Here is an 18,648-nt window from a genome sequence, read left to right as displayed (position 1 = left end):
CCTGTTCTAATCCCTCTCCTAAAGAAATCTGTTTAAGAGTAAAAGTAGCCTTAAATTTAAGATGTTTTGATTTTATGCTAGCAAGCAATCAGATGACAATAAGCTACTATTGTGGAAAAAACTGACAATTTCTCCTTTTCCTGAACTTGTGACCAATGAGATAATCTTGATTTAAAATCACCTATAGGATTTTTCCAGGCGATCGCTTAATGTCTTTTCCCAATCTTAGTGAATTTACAGTCCGCCGTTATGCTAACTCTAAGTCTTTTCAACGCGGTGAGGCATATTTTGAATCGGGTGCTGTGATGAAAGTCACACAGCGCGGACAGCAGATACAGGCTGACGTTGAAGGTAATGAAACTAAGCCGTATCAAGTCTGCCTGCATTTTGATGATAAAAATATCACTTCATTTGACTGTAATTGTGCTTACAATTTTGACGGTTGGTGTAAACATCTTGTGGCAACGGCACTTGTATTGATACGTCAGCCAGATATGGTTGAACAACGCCCTACCCTAGAACAGTTACTCAATCGTCTTGATCATGTGCAGACTCAGAGGCTAGTACAAGAATTAGTGGCAGAAGCACCCCAACTAATTGATATTATCGATCAGCACGTTAGTTGGATGACTAACCCTACTCCCAAACCCCTATCTGCTCAATCTGAACGGCACATCAGTGTTAATTTACCAGCCTTGCGCGGACAAATTCAGCAGATTTTGCGGGAGGCGGTGAATTACTTTGAGGAGGGATATGAGGAAGATCCCCTCACAGAAGAATTATTTAGTTTAGTGCAGGCGGCTCTGGAGTTTAACGAACAAGGAGAAAGTTATAATGCGATCGCTGTTCTGGAAGCTATTACCTCTACCTGTGCAGCAAATTGGGATGAGGTATTAGAATACGGTGCTGATAACAATGAAATTGCCTGGGAATTAAATATTGCTTGGTGTGAGGTAATTCTCTCGGCACAACTCACCCCAGAAGAAAAAGTTGATATCCAAGTTAATTTGGAAGTCTGGCAAGACGAATGGAATAGTGACTTTGGTATGAGTTTAGCTGCTTTACGCCAAGGCTGGGATGATCCACAACTAATACAGGTTCTCCAGGGAAACATCAGTGAAAGAGGAGTTTGGCAACAAGACATACCAGACTACGCTGATGATTTGGCGATAATTCGCCTCAAAATCCTAGAAAGTCAAGAACGTTATCAAGAATACCTGTATTTAGCTCAAGCAGAAGGACAAACTCAAGCATATCTCACCATGTTAGGCCGTTTAGGCAGAATTGAGGAAGCTGTTACAGCCGCTCAAACAGAAATGAGTTCAATGGAAGAAGCTTTTGCTTTAGCCAAAACCTTGGCTGAGAAAGGTTCATTAACAGAAGCCTTGGAAATTGCCGAAGCTGGTTTTAAGTTATGGGGTAGTTGTCAGTATGAATTAGGAATTTGGACAAGTGATTTAGCTTTGGAATTAGGTAATCATCAAGCTGCTTTATTAGCACTCAAGGCAGCTTTTGCAGTTAAACCCCACTTTGTCGATTATCAACAGATAGCTCAATTAGCTGGGGAAGACTGGGCAAGCTTAAAACCAGAATTACTCAAGGTTATTCGCACCTCTAACCATTGGGGAATAGAATCAGTCAAAGTAGACATACTTTTATATGAAGGGTTAATTGATGATGCCATCACCACAGTTAGTGAACTGACTCATTATCATGCAGCCTTAATTCAGCGCGTCATGGAAGCCGCTATCCCTCATCATCCTAACTGGGTGATTGCTAATGCCTGTCGTCGGGCTGAAAAAATTATGAATGATGGTAAAGCAGAATATTACAGTGAAGCTATTGAATGGTTAAAACAAGCACGCGCCGCTTACATAGCTTCCGGTAGACAAGCAGATTGGGCAAGTTATCGAGAATATTTGATCACAGAACACGGACGCAAGCGTAAATTAATGGGGATGTTAAAAGAACAGAGTATGAACTGATACTAATTCGTAATTCGTAATACCCTACGGGAAGCAAGCTACGTAATTCGTAATACCCTTTCCTGCGAAATGCTATGCGAACGGCGGCATCAGAATTTGAAGGTTTGACTGATGAGCGGGAGTTAGATAGGTAACAGATCACTATTGGATTATCAGTTAAACTTTTTCCAGAAAAAAATATGACAACTTTTCCGAAACGGAATTAATGAGGGTTGTAGATATCTCTGTACTTAACAAACTTACATTTGTTTGAGGTACAGGGTTAATTTTTTTTAACGGATGAATGTAGCAAAAAGATGCCAAAACCTCTAATTACCTAAGATTGTGCGATCGCATCCCCCTATTGGGTGAATCTTGTGGGTGAAGCATCAGCTTGTCTATTAGTGATAGGCTAAGATTAGCATCAAAAATTAAATAAAAACCTCATTTTTTCGCTGATTATTATTCGGAAAAATTTTAATCAAACCTTTGACCGAACCTCAAACGACGAATATTTGGGTATGGTTTAAGTGAATTGCTGAGAAAGTTGTGAAATTTTTAACAGGAGGAGTCGGGTGCTTAACAACAACATATCTAAAATTTTTTCCTTGCGCCAATTGACAATCCCCGCCATTGGAATCCTTTTCACCCTTGGTGTAGTAGCTGAAAAAACTTTATTTAATAATCAATTTAAACCCTCGCCTTATTCCACGGCAGCTATAGGAAGTACTTTGAGAACATCGACGCAGCAGAAAAAAGATAGTTCCCAGACTCCTCTTTTAGATCAACTCAGAGAAGTTCGTCAACAAAGAAGTGAACTCAAAAGGGTAGACAAGGAGACTGAAAACATCACTAATTTTCAGTCACAGCAACCTACACAACCTGCTTCTGTGAATGTAGATAAAAATGTTAATCCTCAAAAAGTTACTAAAAACTCAAGCAGCAGCAAAGCCAACTTACCTACAGAAGACGGGGTTTATTTGTATGGTCAATCAGCACAACCAAACCAGATAGGCCAAGGCTATGTTGTCTTTGAAAAACGGCAAGGTAGATTAGTCGGTGCATTATATATGCCGAGGTCTGAGTTTAGCTGTTTTCAAGGCACAATCAACCAATCTGGAGTATTGGCAATGACCGTTACTAGCACACCAGATGCAGGCCTTTCACCAGATGTAGCTACAGCCAGTAGAATACCCAGATTCTCCAGTGATGAGCCAATGACTTATGCTCACTCTCTAGCCCTGCAAGACTATCATCAGATTAATTCTATTACTAGTGGCGATCGCCGGGTTCTGCAAATGTGTACTCAAAGATGAGGCAGGGGGCAGGGGTAGGGAGCAGGGAGCAGGGAGCAGGGAGCAGGGGGCAGGGAGCAGGGGGCAGGGAGCAGGGAGCAAGGGGGCAGGGAGCAGGGGGAGACAAGGGAGACAAGGGAGACAAGGGAGAAATATTTAACCCAATGCCCAATGCCCCATGCCCAATGCCCCATGCCCAATGCCCCATGCCCTAACTAATACTCAATTCCTGGTTGCGCTTTAACGTTTTGGTCGCGGAAAGGATGTTTAACTAGGGTCATTTCTGTTACTAGGTCGGCGCGGTCGATGATAGCGGCTGGTGCGCCTCTCCCTGTTAGGATGACGTGTTTATTAGCTGGCTTTTCTGCTAGACCGGCTAAGACTTCATCTACTTGTAAATATCCCATTTTGAGGGCGATATTGATTTCATCTAGCAGCACTAGTTGAAAATCGGGGTTGCGGATAAATTCTAGGGATTTTTGCCAAGCTGCGCTGGCTTTTTCTAGATCCCGATCGCGGTCTTGGGTTTCCCAGGTGAAGCCTTCCCCCATTGCATGAAATTCTATTTGGTCTTGCCAAGCACTAAACACTTTTTTTTCTGAAGGTTCCCATGCACCTTTGATGTATTGGACAATACCTACTTTGTAACCGTGACCGAGCGATCGCAACACCATCCCCAATGCGGCGGTTGTTTTCCCTTTACCGTTACCAGTATTGACAATAATTAACCCTTTTTCTGGCACAGCTGATGCTATGCGTCGTTCTTGCACTTCTTTACGACGCTGCATTTTTTGCTGATACTGTTCATTAGTCAGATTGGCTGACATTATTTCATCAATTAAACGCTCAATTTCCTTATCTGATTCTAATGCTTCTGGTGTATCACTTATCATCAAAGTCATTGGAGGATACAGAAAATAAATGTGACAACGAACAAAACCAAGAAAAATTCGTGCTGAAATTCATGAGCATCTGAGGTGCATCTGGCACAGAAGCCCAAAATTTTTCTAAACACAGGCTGATATTTTGACTAAATCTGCTCCTGTGGGAGATGTTGCGCGCATGATTTAGTTTGCTACTGTATAAGAATATTTACTGGTCAATCAGTCTACTTGTCTTCTAGCACCTAATTTTAGCCGTTAAGTCTTGAGGAGCAGAGTATGTCTAATGAGATTACGCTAGAGAATATTGATTAGGACTGACGCAACTGGCATATTTTTTGTAGTGTGTGTGACGCTGCGAAATTATTTGAACGTAGTCATCAGACTGATAGCGTCACGCATCAACTGTTAATTATGACACTTGCGTAATTCCTGTTGATAATATAATTACCTTTTTAACATTATTTTTTAGTCAAGATTGTCAATTATATGACATACAACCTGAATCTATAAATTTAGAACGATATAACTATTATAAAGAATTTAATAAATTTATTAGCGCACTTTACACAGAAAGTTTTGTTATATCTTTTGATTGCACAAAATTGGCAGTATGAAATCAATCTTTTTGTAACTGCTCCCGAACTATTAGGGATTTTCAGATCCATCAATTCAAAAATAATATCTTCAGTTCAGACGCGTTCCCACGTCAAATACTGAGGACTTCCCCCAATGGGTGGAGTACTTAACACTAATTTTTCATCTACGAATTTAAAATTACGTTCTAGGTTAGTACCAGTCCAATCAGGTATTAAACTTATATCAACATTATGAATAACTTTTTCTCCTACAATTTCATATCTACCACCGTAAGAAATATAATTAGCAGATGCTTGAAAATAGCGGAAAACTGCCTGTATATATTTGCCACTAGTTAGTAATAGCCACGGTTTTAAAAATACTTGTCTTGCCTGCATTAACTCCTGTAACGCAATGTTAATATTGAGCCGATCAGATTTCATAATGTTTGCAGACATATATCCATCTGCGGTGTATGTAAGATAACCAATAGGATTTTTACCAAATGGGTAAATTATCTCTCCTTGTGTGCTTTGAGTTTCCCAAGACACAAGTTTCCAAGTACCGATAAACATTGTTTTAGTCACTTCGGTTAACTCCAAATTCAAAATTACATAGAACTTTGTTGAAAGCGTCCGAGAGTCGCCGCATTACCCGCTATCAACCCTATCCCCTGATCTTTCTCAAAACCCAATGCCAGAAATTCCTGAAACATAGTTAACATTAGATGCGGGCGTGTTTACTATTCGGGAGTCTCAAAATGGCAAAACATTTGGGTAAAAAAATTGCCCCTATACCAATGTCAGCTGATATTAGTGTAGTGGATTTAATTGATAATTACTTTACTGCCTACAACTCGGCGCGGTTGCGGGAAGCTTGCCAAATCATGAGTCGTGATGTGTTAAAAGATGGTGTCACCGTGGGAGTTAGTCTTTCCGGTGCGATGACACCAGCCGGTTTTGGTGTGTCTGCATTAGCACCGCTAATTCGTCATGGCTTTATTGACTGGATGATTAGCACTGGTGCAAATCTTTACCATGATATGCACTATGGTTTGGGTTTTGAGTTGTTTGCAGGAAATCCATTTTTAGATGATGTGAAACTGCGTGAGGAAGGCACAATCAGAATTTATGATATTGTCTTCGGTTATGATGTGTTGCTAGAAACTGACGCATTTATCCGCCGCATCCTGCAAGCTGAACCTTTCCAAAAGCGTATGGGTACGGCGGAGTTTCATTATTTGCTGGGTAAATATGTGCGGGAAGTAGAAAAGCAATTGGACGTTAAGCATTCCTGCTTACTAGCTACGGCTTATGAGTGCGGCGTACCTATATATACATCTTCTCCTGGTGATAGTTCCATTGGGATGAATGTGGCGGCGTTAGCGTTGGAAGGTTCACAGTTAGTATTAGATCCAGCTATTGATGTTAACGAAACAGCTGCGATCGCCTACAATGCCAGAGAAGGAGAAGGTAAAAGTGCGGCGGTAATTCTTGGTGGTGGTAGTCCAAAGAACTTTTTGCTACAAACTCAACCGCAAATTCACGAGGTCTTGGGATTAGAAGAACGGGGACATGATTTCTTTGTCCAGTTTACCGATGCCCGTCCTGACACTGGCGGTTTATCGGGAGCTACACCTGCTGAGGCTGTGAGTTGGGGTAAAATTGACCCAGACGAATTACCAAGTACGATTGTTTGTTACACTGACAGCACAATAGCCCTACCTTTGCTGACAGCTTATGTTCTCAAGCAATGCCAACCCCGTCCCCTCAAGCGGTTGTATGATCAGTTACCAAGATTATTAGATACACTCCGCACTGATTATTTAGCAGCAAAAGATAAACCAACAGAAAAAGTTGCCACAGATGCAGAGGTAGCAACTTATCCCTGTGGGACACCAATTCGTAAATAAGCATAGGGCATGGGGGTATCCCATGCCTAACGGATTACCCAAACAATCTTTTAGGGACTTCCAATTAAAAAAATATACTATCGCGTTGATGGCAAGGGGGCAGGGAGCAGGGGGAAAGACAGTTTTTTTGAAGAAAATAAATTGGATAGTTTATTTTCTGGAAGTCCCTTATGACTACGTTCAAATACTTTGGCAGTGTCACACAACGGCAATCAAGCGAGAACTCAGAACGGCGGAAGCCGCAGCTCTGAAGTTCGGTAGGGAGGAAAATCCACACCGCTTTTTGCCTCCCTTAAGTAAGTCGGCGAGAAAAAAACAAACTACATTAAGTAATGTAAAATTTAATTAAATTAGCTTGTAGTAAGGGCTTTAGCCCTTAAGAGAGGACTAAAGTCCCTACTACAAACCTTGAATTATTCACGCCGTTCTACTTACTTAAAAAAATGTTTTTGTATTCTGCAAAGCCTTGAGATTTTCGGCTTGTTGTAGGATTCTTTCGCTAATGCGATCGCATACTAATTCACATAGATCAAAAATCATCGGATCAGCAATCTCATAAAAAGCACTAGTCCCTTTTGGTTGACGAGTGACAATTCCCGCCTGGGTTAATACCTTCAAGTGCTTAGATAAATTTGCTTGTCCTAAGCCTGTAGCTTCCGTAAGTTCCATCACATTCATAGGCCCTGATTTAAGACACGCCAAAATTTGCAGTCGGCTAGCTTCCGATAGCATCTTGAAATACTCAGCAACCGCCGCAAATATATCTGAATCAGTCTGAGATGACTTAGTTTTCGGCATAGGCAGATGCAATATTCAGTGCCAAAATAATTGAATAACTAACTAGTATTATAGGCGACTGGGGCAGGGAGCAGGGGGCAGGGGGAGTGTGGGAAGTGGGGGAAGTAGAGGAGAAAAACTGATGACTATTGACTATTGACTATTTACTTATGAATAAATTACACAAAAATTTACTAATTTTATTGAGTGCAGCATTCATGGTTATGGGTGTGATGGGTTGTGATCAATTGTTTGGCGTTTCTGGTGACTTGGTTGAGCGGGTGAGTGATGGTGACACTTTAGTAGTGAAAGATGCTCAGGGTAATAAATTTACGGTGCGCTTTGCTTGTATGGATGCGCCGGAAATACCTCATTCTCGCAAAGAGCAAGCTAGTAAGAGAGCTAGCGATCGCAATCAATTTAATTGGGGTACGAAAGCACAAACTAGATTAGCGCAGTTGGTGAAACAAAGTGGCGATCGCGTTACACTGACGATTACAGATAGCGATCATTATGGGCGCAAAGTGGCTGAGGTACGATTAAGAGATGGTACTTTTGTCCAAGAAATCTTGTTAAAAGAAGGGTTAGCTAAGGTTTATCGTCCCTATTTAAATAAGTGTCCCAGTAAAGATTTAGTGCAGCAAGCAGAAGCTCAAGCACAACAGCAGAACATTGGTATTTGGGGCGATGCTAAATTTATTAATCCTTGGGAGTATCGCAGTTTTAGTAAGAGAAAATAGCTGTGATTATATTATATACTAAACTCTTGTAAAGAACATAAAGCATTAATCTTGTTTATGATCTAATTTAGACGCGGTTACTGGAGGAAACTTACCTGAATGGGTGGGATTTAACCATGTTTCTAGGCGACTAAAGGCTTGGGAAGAAAGCAGTGTTAAACATAGGTAAACTATGGCAACTGCTGCATAAATTTCAAAGGCGCGATAATTATCAGCTACAATTAATTGCCCTTTACGAAATAATTCTTCAAACCCAATCACTGCTACTAAACTTGTGTCTTTTAATAAACTAATAAACTCATTTCCTAAAGCTGGTAACATCCGCCGAAATGCTTGAGGAAAAATTACTAAACGCATGGTTAATATAGGATTTAAGCCTAATGATTTAGCGGCTTCTGCTTGTCCTGGTTCAATGGATTGAATACCAGCGCGGACAATTTCGGCAATGTAAGCTGCACAATTTAAACTTAAGGCAATTACCCCAGCTACTAAACGATCAAATGTGAAAGTTAAGTTGAGTTCTTGAGCAATGGCTGGGATGCCAAAATAAATCATAAAAATCTGCACGAGTAGAGGAGTACCGCGAAAAAAGTCAACATAAGCTCTGGCTAACCAGCGTACAGGAGTAATTTTAGAGAGGCGCACGATTCCAATTAATGAACCTGCAATTAAACCCAAAACTACAGAAATCATTGTTAGTTGTAAGGTGATTAATGCGCCTTGCAATAAAGTTGGTAAAGCTTGCAAAATTAAATTGATTGATGCAAATATTCCTCCTTTACCTGTGTTACTTTGATTCTCAAAGGGTGATTTATCTGGTAATTGTGGTGGAGTAACTTTAAACCATTTTTGGTAAATTTGGCTATAAGTGCCGTTTTGTAATATTCTATCTAGTCCGTTGTTAATGAGTGATAAATTCGGGGAATTTTGGGCGGTGGCAATGCCATAATATTCCTCTGTAAGTAATTGTTCTACAACTTTAATACCTTTGAGATTGCCTGTATTAATGGCATATAAAGTTACTGGTGCATCATTAATAACTGCATCGACATTGCCATTAAGTAATTCTTGTAAAGCTAAAGGTGCAGAATCAAAACTGCGAATTTCTGCGCCTGGGATACTTTTAGCTTTGGCTGCGCCAGTTGTGCCAATTTGGACGGCAATTTTTTTATTGTTGAGACTGTCAAAACCTGTAATATTAGGGTTATTTTCCCGAATAGCGATCGCTAACCCGGCTTTAAAATAAGGACGAGAGAAAGCCACAGTCTTGGCGCGTTCGGCGGTGATAGTAATGGAACTAATAGCCGCATCTACGGTTTTGGCTTGCAAGGCTGGTATTATACCATCAAACGGCAGACTTTGGAAGTTAATTTTAAAGTTAGCAGAGTTAGCGTTCGCCCCTGGCGTGCTGGAAGCAATCGCATTCATTAAATCTATCGAAAACCCCTGTAATTCCCCTGCTTTTCCTTGGAACTCAAAGGGTGGAAAGGCTGGTTCAGTGGCGACTCGTAAAGTTTTATCGCTGCTGAGATTTCCACTACAACCAGAGAGTAAAACACAACTCAAACCAATTACTAGACACCAGTACAGCCAACGCCTAAAATCGAAGCTCATATGATATTTACCTTGTGAGTGTTGGACTGATAACTGATGACTGATAACTGTTTAAAGATATTCCCGCAAAAATTCAAAGGGATCGTCTTCCCAACATGGTTCAGGCATCCTTAACAGTAGATTAGTGTTGATGTCAGCTTCAATTTCATCGCTATCATGTCTTTCAAACAAGTCAATGAGAATTTTCCAGTCTCTTTCTCTCAGAGATGTCAACACTGGGGCGTAAGTCTGTGGAGTGTTTGGATATGTCACAGGTGGAATTTGAGTCAACTTATACAAAAAATCTAATTGCGAGGCTGCCAGACAATCATATTTTAACTTGTACAACTGAAATCACAAGTAAATAGCAATTTCCTGGTAATTGCCACATCTTTCTACTTGTGACTTTATCGTAAATTCAAGGGTATAAGACCCGTACGTCTACACTTAGTATCAGTTGAGTTGGGGTTTAAATCCCTAACTCCAACTGTCTTTAATTTTGAATTTTGAATTTTGAATTGTTAATGCACCTATTACATAATTACAGCCAAATCTCCTGGAATCAGTATATTTATTTAACAATTGGGTCGGTAAATTCTATACCAAACACTTCTGTAAAAGCTTGAGCAACATGGATACGTACTTCTTCACAGGTGATTCCTGGAATCCATTCGGCTAAACTGCCTACAGGTTTATCTGCAATACCGCAGGGAACAATGCGGCTAAAGCCTGTCATATCGGGACAGACATTTAAAGCAAAACCGTGCATAGTCACCCAACGGCTGACTTTAATCCCAATTGCTGCCACTTTGCGTCCTTCTAACCATACCCCAGTTAAAGAGGGGATGCGATCGCCTTTTAAACCATAAACCGCTAAAACCCGAATGATCACCGCTTCTAATTGCCGCAAGTACCAATGTAAATCTTTACAATAACGTTGTAAATTGAAAATCGGATACCCTACCAATTGGCCGGGACAGTGGTAAGTAACTTCACCGCCACGTTCGGTTCTGTGTACTTCAAACTGATTCTGGGTTGGGTCAAATTTGATAAATTCGGAATTACTGCCTTGTCCTAAAGTGTAGACAGGGGGATGTTCTAGCAAGATTAACACGTCATCTAGATGGGGATTGTGAATCCGCTCTGTAAGTAGCGATTTCTGCCACTGATGTGCCTCTAAGTAGGGTGTTAACCCTTTGTTGTACAACAAACAAGAGTTTATGTTAGCTGCTTTACTACGGTTCATGGCAAAAATCAACTGAGTTAACCACTAAATATATTTCAACTTCCGGGAAATTGATCAACAATTGTCAAGCTATGCAAAGGATTTTAAAGGAACATCAAGGGAATCATCTCTGGGAAAAACAAAGTGCTAGTTTGAATATATAAACACAAAGGTGTTGGGAGGATTTCTCTACAATCAGCATCACGCCAAGAGAAGAAGCAAGAAACCACTGGCTGATGAATCTCATAATTTGTTTACATCTGAAGGACGTGTGTACCCCAAAAAAACAACCAGAAGTAACTACTATCAGTTATGTAACGTTTGTTTTAATGAGCAAGGTAGTCAAAACAGTTATTGATCAGACTACCTTAATTGAGAAAACAGAGCGAGTATCTAATTGTCTGGCAATCAGTTAGAGCGATCGCACAAATCACAGGGGTAATAGCTATAATAGATGCAAAAAATTGTGAGAAAACAGGCTAAAAAACTATCAAAAAAGGTGTTGGTGCAGTAGCATAACTTACCGCAATCTCTTTTCATACAAAGACAACATCACATTAAATATTGAGCTATCGAGCGGGAGAGTTTACATGAAGCTTGTCATCCACGGCAAAAATATTGAAATTACCGATGCTATTCGAGAATATGTGCATCAAAAAATTGAAAAAGCAGTTAGTCACTTTCAGAACATCACCAACGAAGTGGATGTCCACCTTAGCGTAGCTCGCAATCCCCGAATTAACCCTAAACAAGCGGCTGAAGTCACTATCTATGCAAATGGTAGTGTCATCCGCGCCGAGGAAAGCAGCGAAAACTTATACGCGAGCATTGATTTAGTTGCAGATAAAATTGCCAGACAACTGCGTAAATATAAAGAAAGAAAACAAGATAAGAAAACTCAAGCTCAACCAACTAATGAAGTAGTTGTACCACAACCAGTAGTTGCAGATTTAATTGGCGATCGCACTCCTGAACTCCCCCAAGAAGTTGTTCGGACTAAATACTTTTCTATGCCACCGATGACGGTTGCAGAGGCTTTAGAGCAACTGCAATTGGTAGGACATGATTTTTATATGTTCCACAATGCTGAAACAGGTGAAATCAACGTCATTTATGAACGCAATCATGGCGGTTATGGCGTAATTCAACCCCGACGCAACAACGGCCATACTCATCATACCAACGGTAAAAATGGTAAAGTAGCCGCTAACATGGTGATGGCAGAAAAGTCTCAGGCTAAATAATTCCATCAGTCAACAGTTAACATTTATTGTTGACTGTTGACTGTGTACTACTAGAACAATTCAGTCTTCCTAGAAGAACCCCTCCCCCAACCCCTCCCCTGCAAGGAGAGGGGAGTTTTGCAGTACAAAAAATCCTTACCCCCTACACCCTGCCCCCTGCCCCCTGCCCCCTGCCCCCTGCCCCCTGCCCCCTGCCCCCTGCCCCCTGCCCCCTGCCCCCTGCCCCCTTGCCTAAAAATCAGCAGTCCCTAATACTTCCTTTCCCGTGGCTCAAACATCGTCACTGCCACTGGGCGATATTGAATATCAATCCCTGTGGGTGAATAGTAAGCCATTGTGTGTTTGAGAAAATTGGCATCATCACGCTGGGGGTAATCTTCGCGGAAATGTGCGCCGCGACTTTCTTGACGATTGATAGCTGAGGCTAAGATAGTTTGTCCCACTACCATTAAACTTTGTAACTCTAAAGCTTCTATCAGTTCTGTGTTCCAACAACTACCTTTGTCATCTAAATAAATTTGACTATATTTTTGTTGTATATCTGTAATTTTTTGCCATCCTTGACGCATTAATTCCTCAGTGCGGAAAACACCACAAAATTCAGTCATACAATCTTGAAATTCTTGGCGGACTTGGTTAATACGATATTTTCCCGGCTGTGCCATTAAGGCTTGAATTTCTTGTTGGGCTTGTGTGATATAACTTTGCTCATCTATGGTGGGTAGTTTACGTTTCTGCACATATTGAGCGATCGCCGCCCCAGTCCGTTTACCATAAACTACACACTCTAATAGGGAATTACTCCCCAAGCGGTTTGCACCGTGGACAGAAACACAAGCTGTCTCACCAGCCGCAAAGAAACCTTCTACAAAACTATCGCCGTGACTGCGGACTCTGCCATCAATATTGACAGGAATCCCACCCATGCAATAGTGAATAGTCGGACGCACTGGCATCGGTTGAGTAACTGCATCTACCCCGACTAAACGGTGTGCTTCTTCCCAACAGAAGGGGACGCGACTCATAATTTTTTCTTTGCCCATGTGGCGCAAATCTAGATAGACATAAGAGCCGCCAGCACTACCATCAGGATTTATACCACGTCCGGCGCGAATTTCGTAGGCGATCGCTCGTGAAGTAATGTCACGGGGGGCTAATTCCATGCGACTGGGGGCATAATTCGCCATAAAGCGATCGCCTTCCGAGTTAATTAGATACGCTCCTTCTCCCCGTACTGCTTCCGAAATCAGCACCCCCACCGGATACAAACCAGTAGGATGAAACTGCACAAACTCCATATCTTCTAGAGGTAAACCCGCCAGTGCCGTCATCGCTAAACCATCACCGGTAGAAGCGTAATCATTAGATGTGGTGTTATAAACGCGACCATAACCCCCCGTGGCAAACATCACCGCCTTAGCCCGTACTACCTCAATCTGCCCATCTAGCAGGCTATACATCACCAAACCTTTGGCTTCATTCTCTACCAAAATCAGGCGCATCACATACCATTCTTGATATATATGCACACCATAACGCCGCAAATTATTCACCAACTCATGTAAAATGGCGTGTCCGGTTTTATCTGCGGCGTAACAGGTGCGGTTGTGAGAATGTCCCCCAAAAGCCCGTTGTGCAATTCGACCATCATTTAAACGGGAGAACAAAACCCCCATATGTTCCAAATCAATCACTACATCCGGTGCTTCTTGGGTGAGAATTGCTACTGCGTCTTGGTCTGCTAGATAATCAGAACCTTTGACAGTATCAAAAGCATGGGCTTCCCAACTATCAGTAGAATCCACATTTTTTAATGTCGCTGCAATACCCCCTTGAGCAGCAACCGAGTGTGAACGAATGGGATGGGTTTTCGCCACCACTGCTACATTTAAACTAGGATCAGTCCGGGCAATTTCCACAGCCGCACGACATCCCGCCAAGCCACCCCCAACAATAATCACATCATGTTCCAGCATAGTTCGCCCCTGGCTACAAAAGACTGCTGTTCTATTGTAGAGATGTCATTTAGTGAATTAGTCTGGTTCATCATTACCAAACGACACACAAGGACTGTCAATTTCCTTTGCTGGCTCAAATGAACTGCAAAAGATCACAGTAGAACAGTTCACCCCATTTTCATCAGGGTGAATACACTCTATTGTGTCTTCTCCCTCAACATGAAAAGCACAGTCATTGCAAATCGTCTGAGATACCATAGCGTTAAAATACTTCTTCTAGTAGATGCAAGTTTGTTGTAATTCTTTATCTTTAATTTAAAATTTTTGGAGATAACACTACCTATTTTGGATAAATTTGCTGTATCCTAGATTTCCTTGGGTAATTTTTTCAACACTAAGTTCATAACACTTTCTTACGGATCTATATCACGATTCTTGAAGAACTTGATTATCTCTCCAAGAATCAGCATTTAGATTCTCTTTTTTCTGTCAATCTTTTCAACTGAGTAACCAAATGGATATAAGACTTATCAAAAAATCAGAAAAACTCCTCATGGAGAAAATGAAAATGATGGAAGAAGCTGAAGAGACGAATCTTCAAGCTGATGATCTTGGTGTTCCAGAACCGATAGTTGAGGAAAAACCAAATTTTTATATTCAAGCAAAAGAACCATACTATATTCCCCGCCAGGAATATCCTGTAATTCAATCTGTAGGGAACTCTGGATGGCAAGTGTCTGATATTTGGCGGGATATTAGAGTAGATAACTTTTGTAATGATTAGTTATGGTAGGTTGGGTTTGCTTACGTCAAACGCGACTTCCCCAAACCGGAAAATCCGTCCAAGGCGGTGGCTTCCCAACCTACCATTTTTGTTGAACGGGTAAATCAAATACTTTGTTATTTTACAAAGGTTTCAGAGTTTGGATGTGTTGCTAAATTTTGAAGAATTGTTCATAACTTACGCAAGTGTCACAATTAATGCTTGGTGCGTGACGCTATCAGTCTGATGACCACATTTAAACACTTTCGCAGCGTCACACACCCTACGTCTACTACGTCTCGTAATTACGTACCTTGCTTCCGCGTAGCGGTATTACGAATTACGTTAGCGTAGCGGGACGAAGTCCATTACGAATTAGCAATTATTTTTAGGCTTTAGTATAATTTTCAATCACCTTAGCTAAATCTGGTACAGCTTCTTCTACGTGCTGTTTAGCCGAACCACGGAGTTTTTCATAAGTTCCCCGTACAATTGGGCGAGTGCTACTTTTGACTCTAGTATCAGTGATACTAAGTAGTGCGTCTGCTGTGCGAGAACGACTAGAAACTAAATGTGCAACAGGATCGCCGTTTTGCATACCCTCACTCCAGATAGGATCAATTGCACTCAAGCAAGAGGGTAGCAACTGTTCCACCACATAAGGAATATAGCCTGGTTTGATTCCTTTGAGGGCGGCAAAGGCAGTTTTTAAGGCTATACCACTAATACCGGACTTAGCTGCAAGTTGGGAATCTATCATCTTGCAGCATTCATCAACAACCATAGCTTTTTTGTTAGCGTCTGAGAGTCCATCACTTAGTGCCATTTCACTCCTCCGGGATTTAAATGTATCTAATGTGTATTCGAGGAATTTTCCTCATTAACAGGAAATTACCAAAAATAGTATCAAAGGAGGAGTATAGCCTAGACCGACAAAATTGAAAATTGAATAGGGTGGGTTAAGGGGTTGGCAATAAAAAAATATGCCATTGTTTTGACACTCCCCCGACCGCTTAAACTTCGCTACGCTCGTTTAAGCAAAAAGTCGGGGGATTCTCCAAGAAGCACTTAGAAGGGACAGTCAAAAGTCCCACTACCTGCTCGACATCACTGAACATACGACACCCATGAGTCTTGCAGCTACGTTATTCAATTAATTAAATGCTTTCCGGGGTTCTCCACTAAGCCAATGTTGCGGTACACTCAGCTACTTGCCATTACTTACATTCTTGGGATATCGACTCAATGCGATTCCGAAGATGCCGGGAGTTCGCCGTACTAAGAAGCTTCAACGTGCAGGAGTATTACCTTACTCACTCTGTTATTTTACCATTTTTTTTGACTGCAACTAAAGTTGCACAAGTCACTTTTCCACCTCGATCTAAAGATGCGAGGCTACCAAGTTTCCCGCTAAAGTCGGGTGTTCGCAGGGGGCAGGAGACGACGGAATAGAGAAAAATATAATCTCGATAAGTTAGATAATTTATTTTCTCGAAGTTTTTGGCCTACATCACCACAAAAAGTATAGTTAATACTTTTGCAACAAAGCCGATAAAGAATTATGTTTACGCCAATCGACTAAAGTAGCTAAAGATTCCTTATTTCTATCTATGGGATGCTTGTGTTCTGGTGGTAGAACAGTCATCACAGGTTTTTTGCTAGATGCAATGGAGGCGAGTGGTTGCAAGGGTTGTATTGGAGTAAAAACTCGTTGAGGCTTTACTCTGGGTTTTACCACTCTTGTGCGGCGGGTGCGTGGTGATGAAGTCCGAGTAATGGCAACTTTTGCAGGTTTTTTAGGTAGGTTAACTAAGCGAAGAATCACCCAGCAACCACTAGCACAGCTAAAAGCGATCGCTATAATCATCCATAATGGGATGGGGTTACTAACATCAGGCTTAGTAGTTATCGGTGCTTCCACCACAGCCGGAATTGATTCTGATGGTGTCTGTTCCACATCACTGACATGGAGTAGGTTGTACACTGCAAGGGTAGCAGATCCAAGACAGGTTACTAACAACCCCATCAATAACAGCAACGGATGACGCGTCAGCAGAACCAAGAACATATTTGAGTTAGGTTTTTTTAGCTCTACTTTGGTTGTTTTTACCTGGGTTAGCTTATGCTGTAAGGTTTGACTGTTTTTCATGATCAATTACAGATTTTTTTCCCCTCTAGTGCATCGATTGTACTAAACGGGCAAGCTATGAGGTATCCGTAGGCGATTTTGAGATTGTAGTAGCTTTTTTTTGCCATTTTGGCTACAAAATGGGGCGGGGTGTGGAGGAGGTAGGGGGCAGGGGGCAGGGGAGCAGGGGGCAGGGGAGCAGGGGGTAGGGGAAGACAAGGGAGACAAGGGAGACAAGGGAGACAAGGGAGCAGGGGGAGTGTGGGGAGAGAGGGGAGTGTGGGGGGAAAGATTTATTCTCCACCATCCCACACCTCCCACACCCTGCCCTGACAAGGTTTCAGCTTAACAAGCGTCCTATTGCCCAATGCCCAATGCCCCATTCCCCATGCCCAATGCCCAATGCCCCATGCCCGATTATTTTCCAACGTTACTATGTCGTTCTAATGCCAACTCGACTAAGCGATTGACTAATTCTGGAAACGTAATGCCACTATGCGCCCACAGTTGGGGATACATACTGGTAGCTGTGAAACCTGGTAGGGTGTTAATCTCGTTAATCAAGACTTCTTGAGTGGCTTCTATGTAGAAAAAATCTACTCTGGCTAAACCAGCTGCATCAACGGCGGCAAAGGCTTGTATTGCTAATTCTTGAATTTTCTGGCTGATGTTGTCGGGAATTGGGGCGGGAATCAGTAAATCTGCTTGCCCTTGGGTATATTTGGTTTCATAATCGTAAAAATCGCTGTTAAACGTAATCTCTCCTACGATAGAGGCTTGGGCTTGATCATTACCTAAAACGGCACACTCTACCTCTCTAGCAGTAACTCCGGCTTCTACAATAATTCTGCGGTCGTAACTGGCGGCATTATCTAACGCTGCTTCTAATTCTTGGCGCGATCGCACTTTGCTAATCCCTACCGATGAGCCAAGGTTTGCAGGTTTGACAAAACAAGGATAACCTAGTTCGGCCTCAATTTCATCACATAATTTGGGAAAAACGCAAGGATTTGACCATACTTGCGCTCTAGTGACGGCTTTATATTTTACTTGGGGGATACCTGCTTGCTCAAAGGCCATTTTCATGGCTATTTTATCCATTCCCAATGCTGAACCCAACACCCCAGAACCAACAAAGGGAACTTGCATTAAAGTTAATAATCCCTGAATTGTGCCATCTTCGCCATTCGGCCCGTGCAGAATGGGAAACCACACATCAACTTCTGCGACTTGAGGGGGTGATTGCCAACGCTCTAGGGGTGGTATGTTGTTAACTGTCAGTGCATCTGGAGCATCTAACAGAGGTAAACCAGATTCCAAAACTTTTTGGGGGGCTTCTCCTGCTAACCAACGTCCATTTTTTTCGATATAAAAAGGGAGTATTTCATACTTATTAGCATTTTCTGCCGCACTTAAAGCTTTTGCGATCGCCCGTGCGGAACTAATAGAAACTTCATGTTCCCCAGAACGCCCACCAAACAACAGTCCCACCCGCAATTTATTCATTTTCAATACCTCGACACTCCTCACGCAGATAGCCTATCACCGAAGTAGGCACGATTCACATCTTTATATTAATATCGCAGGGG

General features: G+C 41.9%; 19 protein-coding genes. 9 read left to right on the top strand and 10 right to left on the bottom strand.

Annotated features, from left to right (window positions below):
- The first annotated feature begins 209 nt into the window (after positions 1 to 209).
- From ACPZ3T_RS10980 to ACPZ3T_RS10970, 3 genes are all read left to right on the top strand, one after another.
- Positions 210 to 1,985 (top strand): SWIM zinc finger family protein, encoded by a 1,776-nt coding sequence (locus ACPZ3T_RS10980; protein WP_490276160.1) that lies wholly within the window; start codon positions 210 to 212, stop codon positions 1,983 to 1,985.
- A gap of 554 nt (positions 1,986 to 2,539) precedes the next feature.
- The gene (locus ACPZ3T_RS10975; RefSeq protein WP_490276158.1) at positions 2,540 to 3,280 is read left to right on the top strand and encodes a hypothetical protein; all 741 of its coding nucleotides are present in this window, start codon (positions 2,540 to 2,542) and stop codon (positions 3,278 to 3,280) included.
- On the top strand, positions 3,277 to 3,474 hold the full coding sequence (locus tag ACPZ3T_RS10970; RefSeq protein WP_490276156.1) for a hypothetical protein: 198 nt from the start codon (positions 3,277 to 3,279) through the stop codon (positions 3,472 to 3,474). The genes ACPZ3T_RS10975 and ACPZ3T_RS10970 overlap by 4 nt, the downstream gene beginning before the upstream one ends.
- Here the strand turns inward: ACPZ3T_RS10970 and cobO are convergent, their stop codons facing one another.
- Both cobO and ACPZ3T_RS10960 read right to left on the bottom strand, forming a co-directional pair.
- The gene (cobO, locus tag ACPZ3T_RS10965) at positions 3,475 to 4,152 is read right to left on the bottom strand and encodes a cob(I)yrinic acid a,c-diamide adenosyltransferase (RefSeq protein WP_490277189.1); all 678 of its coding nucleotides are present in this window, start codon (positions 4,150 to 4,152) and stop codon (positions 3,475 to 3,477) included. It abuts the gene before it with no gap.
- 680 nt (positions 4,153 to 4,832) lie between these two features.
- The gene (locus ACPZ3T_RS10960) at positions 4,833 to 5,306 is read right to left on the bottom strand and encodes a lipocalin-like domain-containing protein (protein ID WP_490276154.1); all 474 of its coding nucleotides are present in this window, start codon (positions 5,304 to 5,306) and stop codon (positions 4,833 to 4,835) included.
- A gap of 173 nt (positions 5,307 to 5,479) precedes the next feature.
- On the opposite strand from ACPZ3T_RS10960, the gene ACPZ3T_RS10955 reads away from it, so the two are divergent.
- Both ACPZ3T_RS10955 and ACPZ3T_RS10950 read left to right on the top strand, forming a co-directional pair.
- Positions 5,480 to 6,631 carry a homospermidine biosynthesis protein gene (locus ACPZ3T_RS10955; protein WP_490276152.1) on the top strand — a complete coding sequence of 384 codons (1,152 nt, stop codon included), beginning with the start codon at positions 5,480 to 5,482 and terminating at the stop codon, positions 6,629 to 6,631.
- A 22-nt stretch (positions 6,632 to 6,653) separates the two neighbouring features.
- Positions 6,654 to 6,980, top strand: a complete 327-nt coding sequence (locus tag ACPZ3T_RS10950) for a hypothetical protein (RefSeq protein WP_490276150.1) — start codon at positions 6,654 to 6,656, stop codon at positions 6,978 to 6,980.
- An 86-nt stretch (positions 6,981 to 7,066) separates the two neighbouring features.
- On the opposite strand, the gene ACPZ3T_RS10945 is transcribed toward ACPZ3T_RS10950, so the two are convergent.
- Positions 7,067 to 7,429, bottom strand: coding sequence for an ArsR/SmtB family transcription factor (locus tag ACPZ3T_RS10945; RefSeq protein WP_490276148.1), 363 nt, complete (start codon positions 7,427 to 7,429; stop codon positions 7,067 to 7,069).
- A gap of 149 nt (positions 7,430 to 7,578) precedes the next feature.
- Here ACPZ3T_RS10945 and ACPZ3T_RS10940 point away from each other — a divergent pair, with 149 nt between their 5' ends.
- Complete coding sequence (locus tag ACPZ3T_RS10940; RefSeq protein ID WP_490276146.1) at positions 7,579 to 8,148, top strand: thermonuclease family protein; 570 nt, start codon at positions 7,579 to 7,581, stop codon at positions 8,146 to 8,148.
- A 45-nt stretch (positions 8,149 to 8,193) separates the two neighbouring features.
- On the opposite strand, the gene ACPZ3T_RS10935 is transcribed toward ACPZ3T_RS10940, so the two are convergent.
- The 3 genes from ACPZ3T_RS10935 to lipB all read right to left on the bottom strand — a co-directional run bounded on the left by ACPZ3T_RS10935 (position 8,194) and on the right by lipB (position 10,987).
- Positions 8,194 to 9,762, bottom strand: a complete 1,569-nt coding sequence (locus ACPZ3T_RS10935) for an ABC transporter permease subunit (RefSeq protein WP_490276144.1) — start codon at positions 9,760 to 9,762, stop codon at positions 8,194 to 8,196.
- Positions 9,763 to 9,813: 51 nt separating this feature from the next.
- Positions 9,814 to 10,014 (bottom strand): hypothetical protein, encoded by a 201-nt coding sequence (locus ACPZ3T_RS10930; RefSeq protein WP_490276142.1) that lies wholly within the window; start codon positions 10,012 to 10,014, stop codon positions 9,814 to 9,816.
- A gap of 298 nt (positions 10,015 to 10,312) precedes the next feature.
- Entirely contained in the window at positions 10,313 to 10,987 is a 675-nt protein-coding gene (gene lipB / locus ACPZ3T_RS10925) for a lipoyl(octanoyl) transferase LipB (protein WP_490276140.1), read from the bottom strand.
- 569 nt (positions 10,988 to 11,556) lie between these two features.
- On the opposite strand from lipB, the gene hpf reads away from it, so the two are divergent.
- Positions 11,557 to 12,210 (top strand): ribosome hibernation-promoting factor, HPF/YfiA family, encoded by a 654-nt coding sequence (gene hpf, locus ACPZ3T_RS10920; RefSeq protein ID WP_490276138.1) that lies wholly within the window; start codon positions 11,557 to 11,559, stop codon positions 12,208 to 12,210.
- A 248-nt stretch (positions 12,211 to 12,458) separates the two neighbouring features.
- On the opposite strand, the gene ACPZ3T_RS10915 is transcribed toward hpf, so the two are convergent.
- A complete protein-coding gene (locus tag ACPZ3T_RS10915) occupies positions 12,459 to 14,186 on the bottom strand; it encodes a succinate dehydrogenase/fumarate reductase flavoprotein subunit (protein WP_490276136.1) in 1,728 nt (575 codons plus the stop codon).
- 496 nt (positions 14,187 to 14,682) lie between these two features.
- On the opposite strand from ACPZ3T_RS10915, the gene ACPZ3T_RS10910 reads away from it, so the two are divergent.
- Complete coding sequence (locus tag ACPZ3T_RS10910) at positions 14,683 to 14,952, top strand: hypothetical protein (RefSeq protein WP_490276134.1); 270 nt, start codon at positions 14,683 to 14,685, stop codon at positions 14,950 to 14,952.
- 367 nt (positions 14,953 to 15,319) lie between these two features.
- On the opposite strand, the gene ACPZ3T_RS10905 is transcribed toward ACPZ3T_RS10910, so the two are convergent.
- Positions 15,320 to 15,757 (bottom strand): DUF6918 family protein, encoded by a 438-nt coding sequence (locus ACPZ3T_RS10905; protein ID WP_490276133.1) that lies wholly within the window; start codon positions 15,755 to 15,757, stop codon positions 15,320 to 15,322.
- Between the two features lie 702 nt (positions 15,758 to 16,459).
- Complete coding sequence (locus ACPZ3T_RS10900; protein WP_490276132.1) at positions 16,460 to 17,080, bottom strand: hypothetical protein; 621 nt, start codon at positions 17,078 to 17,080, stop codon at positions 16,460 to 16,462.
- A gap of 100 nt (positions 17,081 to 17,180) precedes the next feature.
- Here ACPZ3T_RS10900 and ACPZ3T_RS10895 point away from each other — a divergent pair, with 100 nt between their 5' ends.
- Complete coding sequence (locus ACPZ3T_RS10895) at positions 17,181 to 17,408, top strand: hypothetical protein (RefSeq protein ID WP_490276130.1); 228 nt, start codon at positions 17,181 to 17,183, stop codon at positions 17,406 to 17,408.
- A gap of 68 nt (positions 17,409 to 17,476) precedes the next feature.
- Here ACPZ3T_RS10895 and ACPZ3T_RS10890 read toward each other — a convergent pair whose 3' ends face one another.
- Positions 17,477 to 18,565 carry a D-alanine--D-alanine ligase family protein gene (locus tag ACPZ3T_RS10890; protein WP_490276128.1) on the bottom strand — a complete coding sequence of 363 codons (1,089 nt, stop codon included), beginning with the start codon at positions 18,563 to 18,565 and terminating at the stop codon, positions 17,477 to 17,479.
- Positions 18,566 to 18,648: the final 83 nt, after the last annotated feature.

The organism is Aliinostoc maniaoense (assembly GCF_058172895.1).
The sequence above is the reverse complement of the archived record's forward strand: the minus strand, read 5'-3'. Positions and strand labels throughout refer to the sequence as shown.

Bases quoted from the DNA above. Each gene is read 5' to 3' on its own strand.
- ACPZ3T_RS10980 (WP_490276160.1), top strand. From the start codon at position 210: ATGTCTTTTCCCAATCTTAGTGAATTTACAGTCCGCCGTTATGCTAAC.
- ACPZ3T_RS10970 (WP_490276156.1), top strand. From the start codon at position 3,277: ATGAGGCAGGGGGCAGGGGTAGGGAGCAGGGAGCAGGGAGCAGGGAGC.
- cobO (WP_490277189.1), bottom strand. From the start codon at position 4,152: ATGATAAGTGATACACCAGAAGCATTAGAATCAGATAAGGAAATTGAG.
- ACPZ3T_RS10955 (WP_490276152.1), top strand. From the start codon at position 5,480: ATGGCAAAACATTTGGGTAAAAAAATTGCCCCTATACCAATGTCAGCT.
- ACPZ3T_RS10950 (WP_490276150.1), top strand. From the start codon at position 6,654: ATGCCTAACGGATTACCCAAACAATCTTTTAGGGACTTCCAATTAAAA.
- ACPZ3T_RS10945 (WP_490276148.1), bottom strand. From the start codon at position 7,429: ATGCCGAAAACTAAGTCATCTCAGACTGATTCAGATATATTTGCGGCG.
- ACPZ3T_RS10940 (WP_490276146.1), top strand. From the start codon at position 7,579: ATGAATAAATTACACAAAAATTTACTAATTTTATTGAGTGCAGCATTC.
- ACPZ3T_RS10935 (WP_490276144.1), bottom strand. From the start codon at position 9,762: ATGAGCTTCGATTTTAGGCGTTGGCTGTACTGGTGTCTAGTAATTGGT.
- lipB (WP_490276140.1), bottom strand. From the start codon at position 10,987: ATGAACCGTAGTAAAGCAGCTAACATAAACTCTTGTTTGTTGTACAAC.
- hpf (WP_490276138.1), top strand. From the start codon at position 11,557: ATGAAGCTTGTCATCCACGGCAAAAATATTGAAATTACCGATGCTATT.
- ACPZ3T_RS10915 (WP_490276136.1), bottom strand. From the start codon at position 14,186: ATGCTGGAACATGATGTGATTATTGTTGGGGGTGGCTTGGCGGGATGT.
- ACPZ3T_RS10910 (WP_490276134.1), top strand. From the start codon at position 14,683: ATGGATATAAGACTTATCAAAAAATCAGAAAAACTCCTCATGGAGAAA.
- ACPZ3T_RS10905 (WP_490276133.1), bottom strand. From the start codon at position 15,757: ATGGCACTAAGTGATGGACTCTCAGACGCTAACAAAAAAGCTATGGTT.
- ACPZ3T_RS10900 (WP_490276132.1), bottom strand. From the start codon at position 17,080: ATGAAAAACAGTCAAACCTTACAGCATAAGCTAACCCAGGTAAAAACA.
- ACPZ3T_RS10890 (WP_490276128.1), bottom strand. From the start codon at position 18,565: ATGAATAAATTGCGGGTGGGACTGTTGTTTGGTGGGCGTTCTGGGGAA.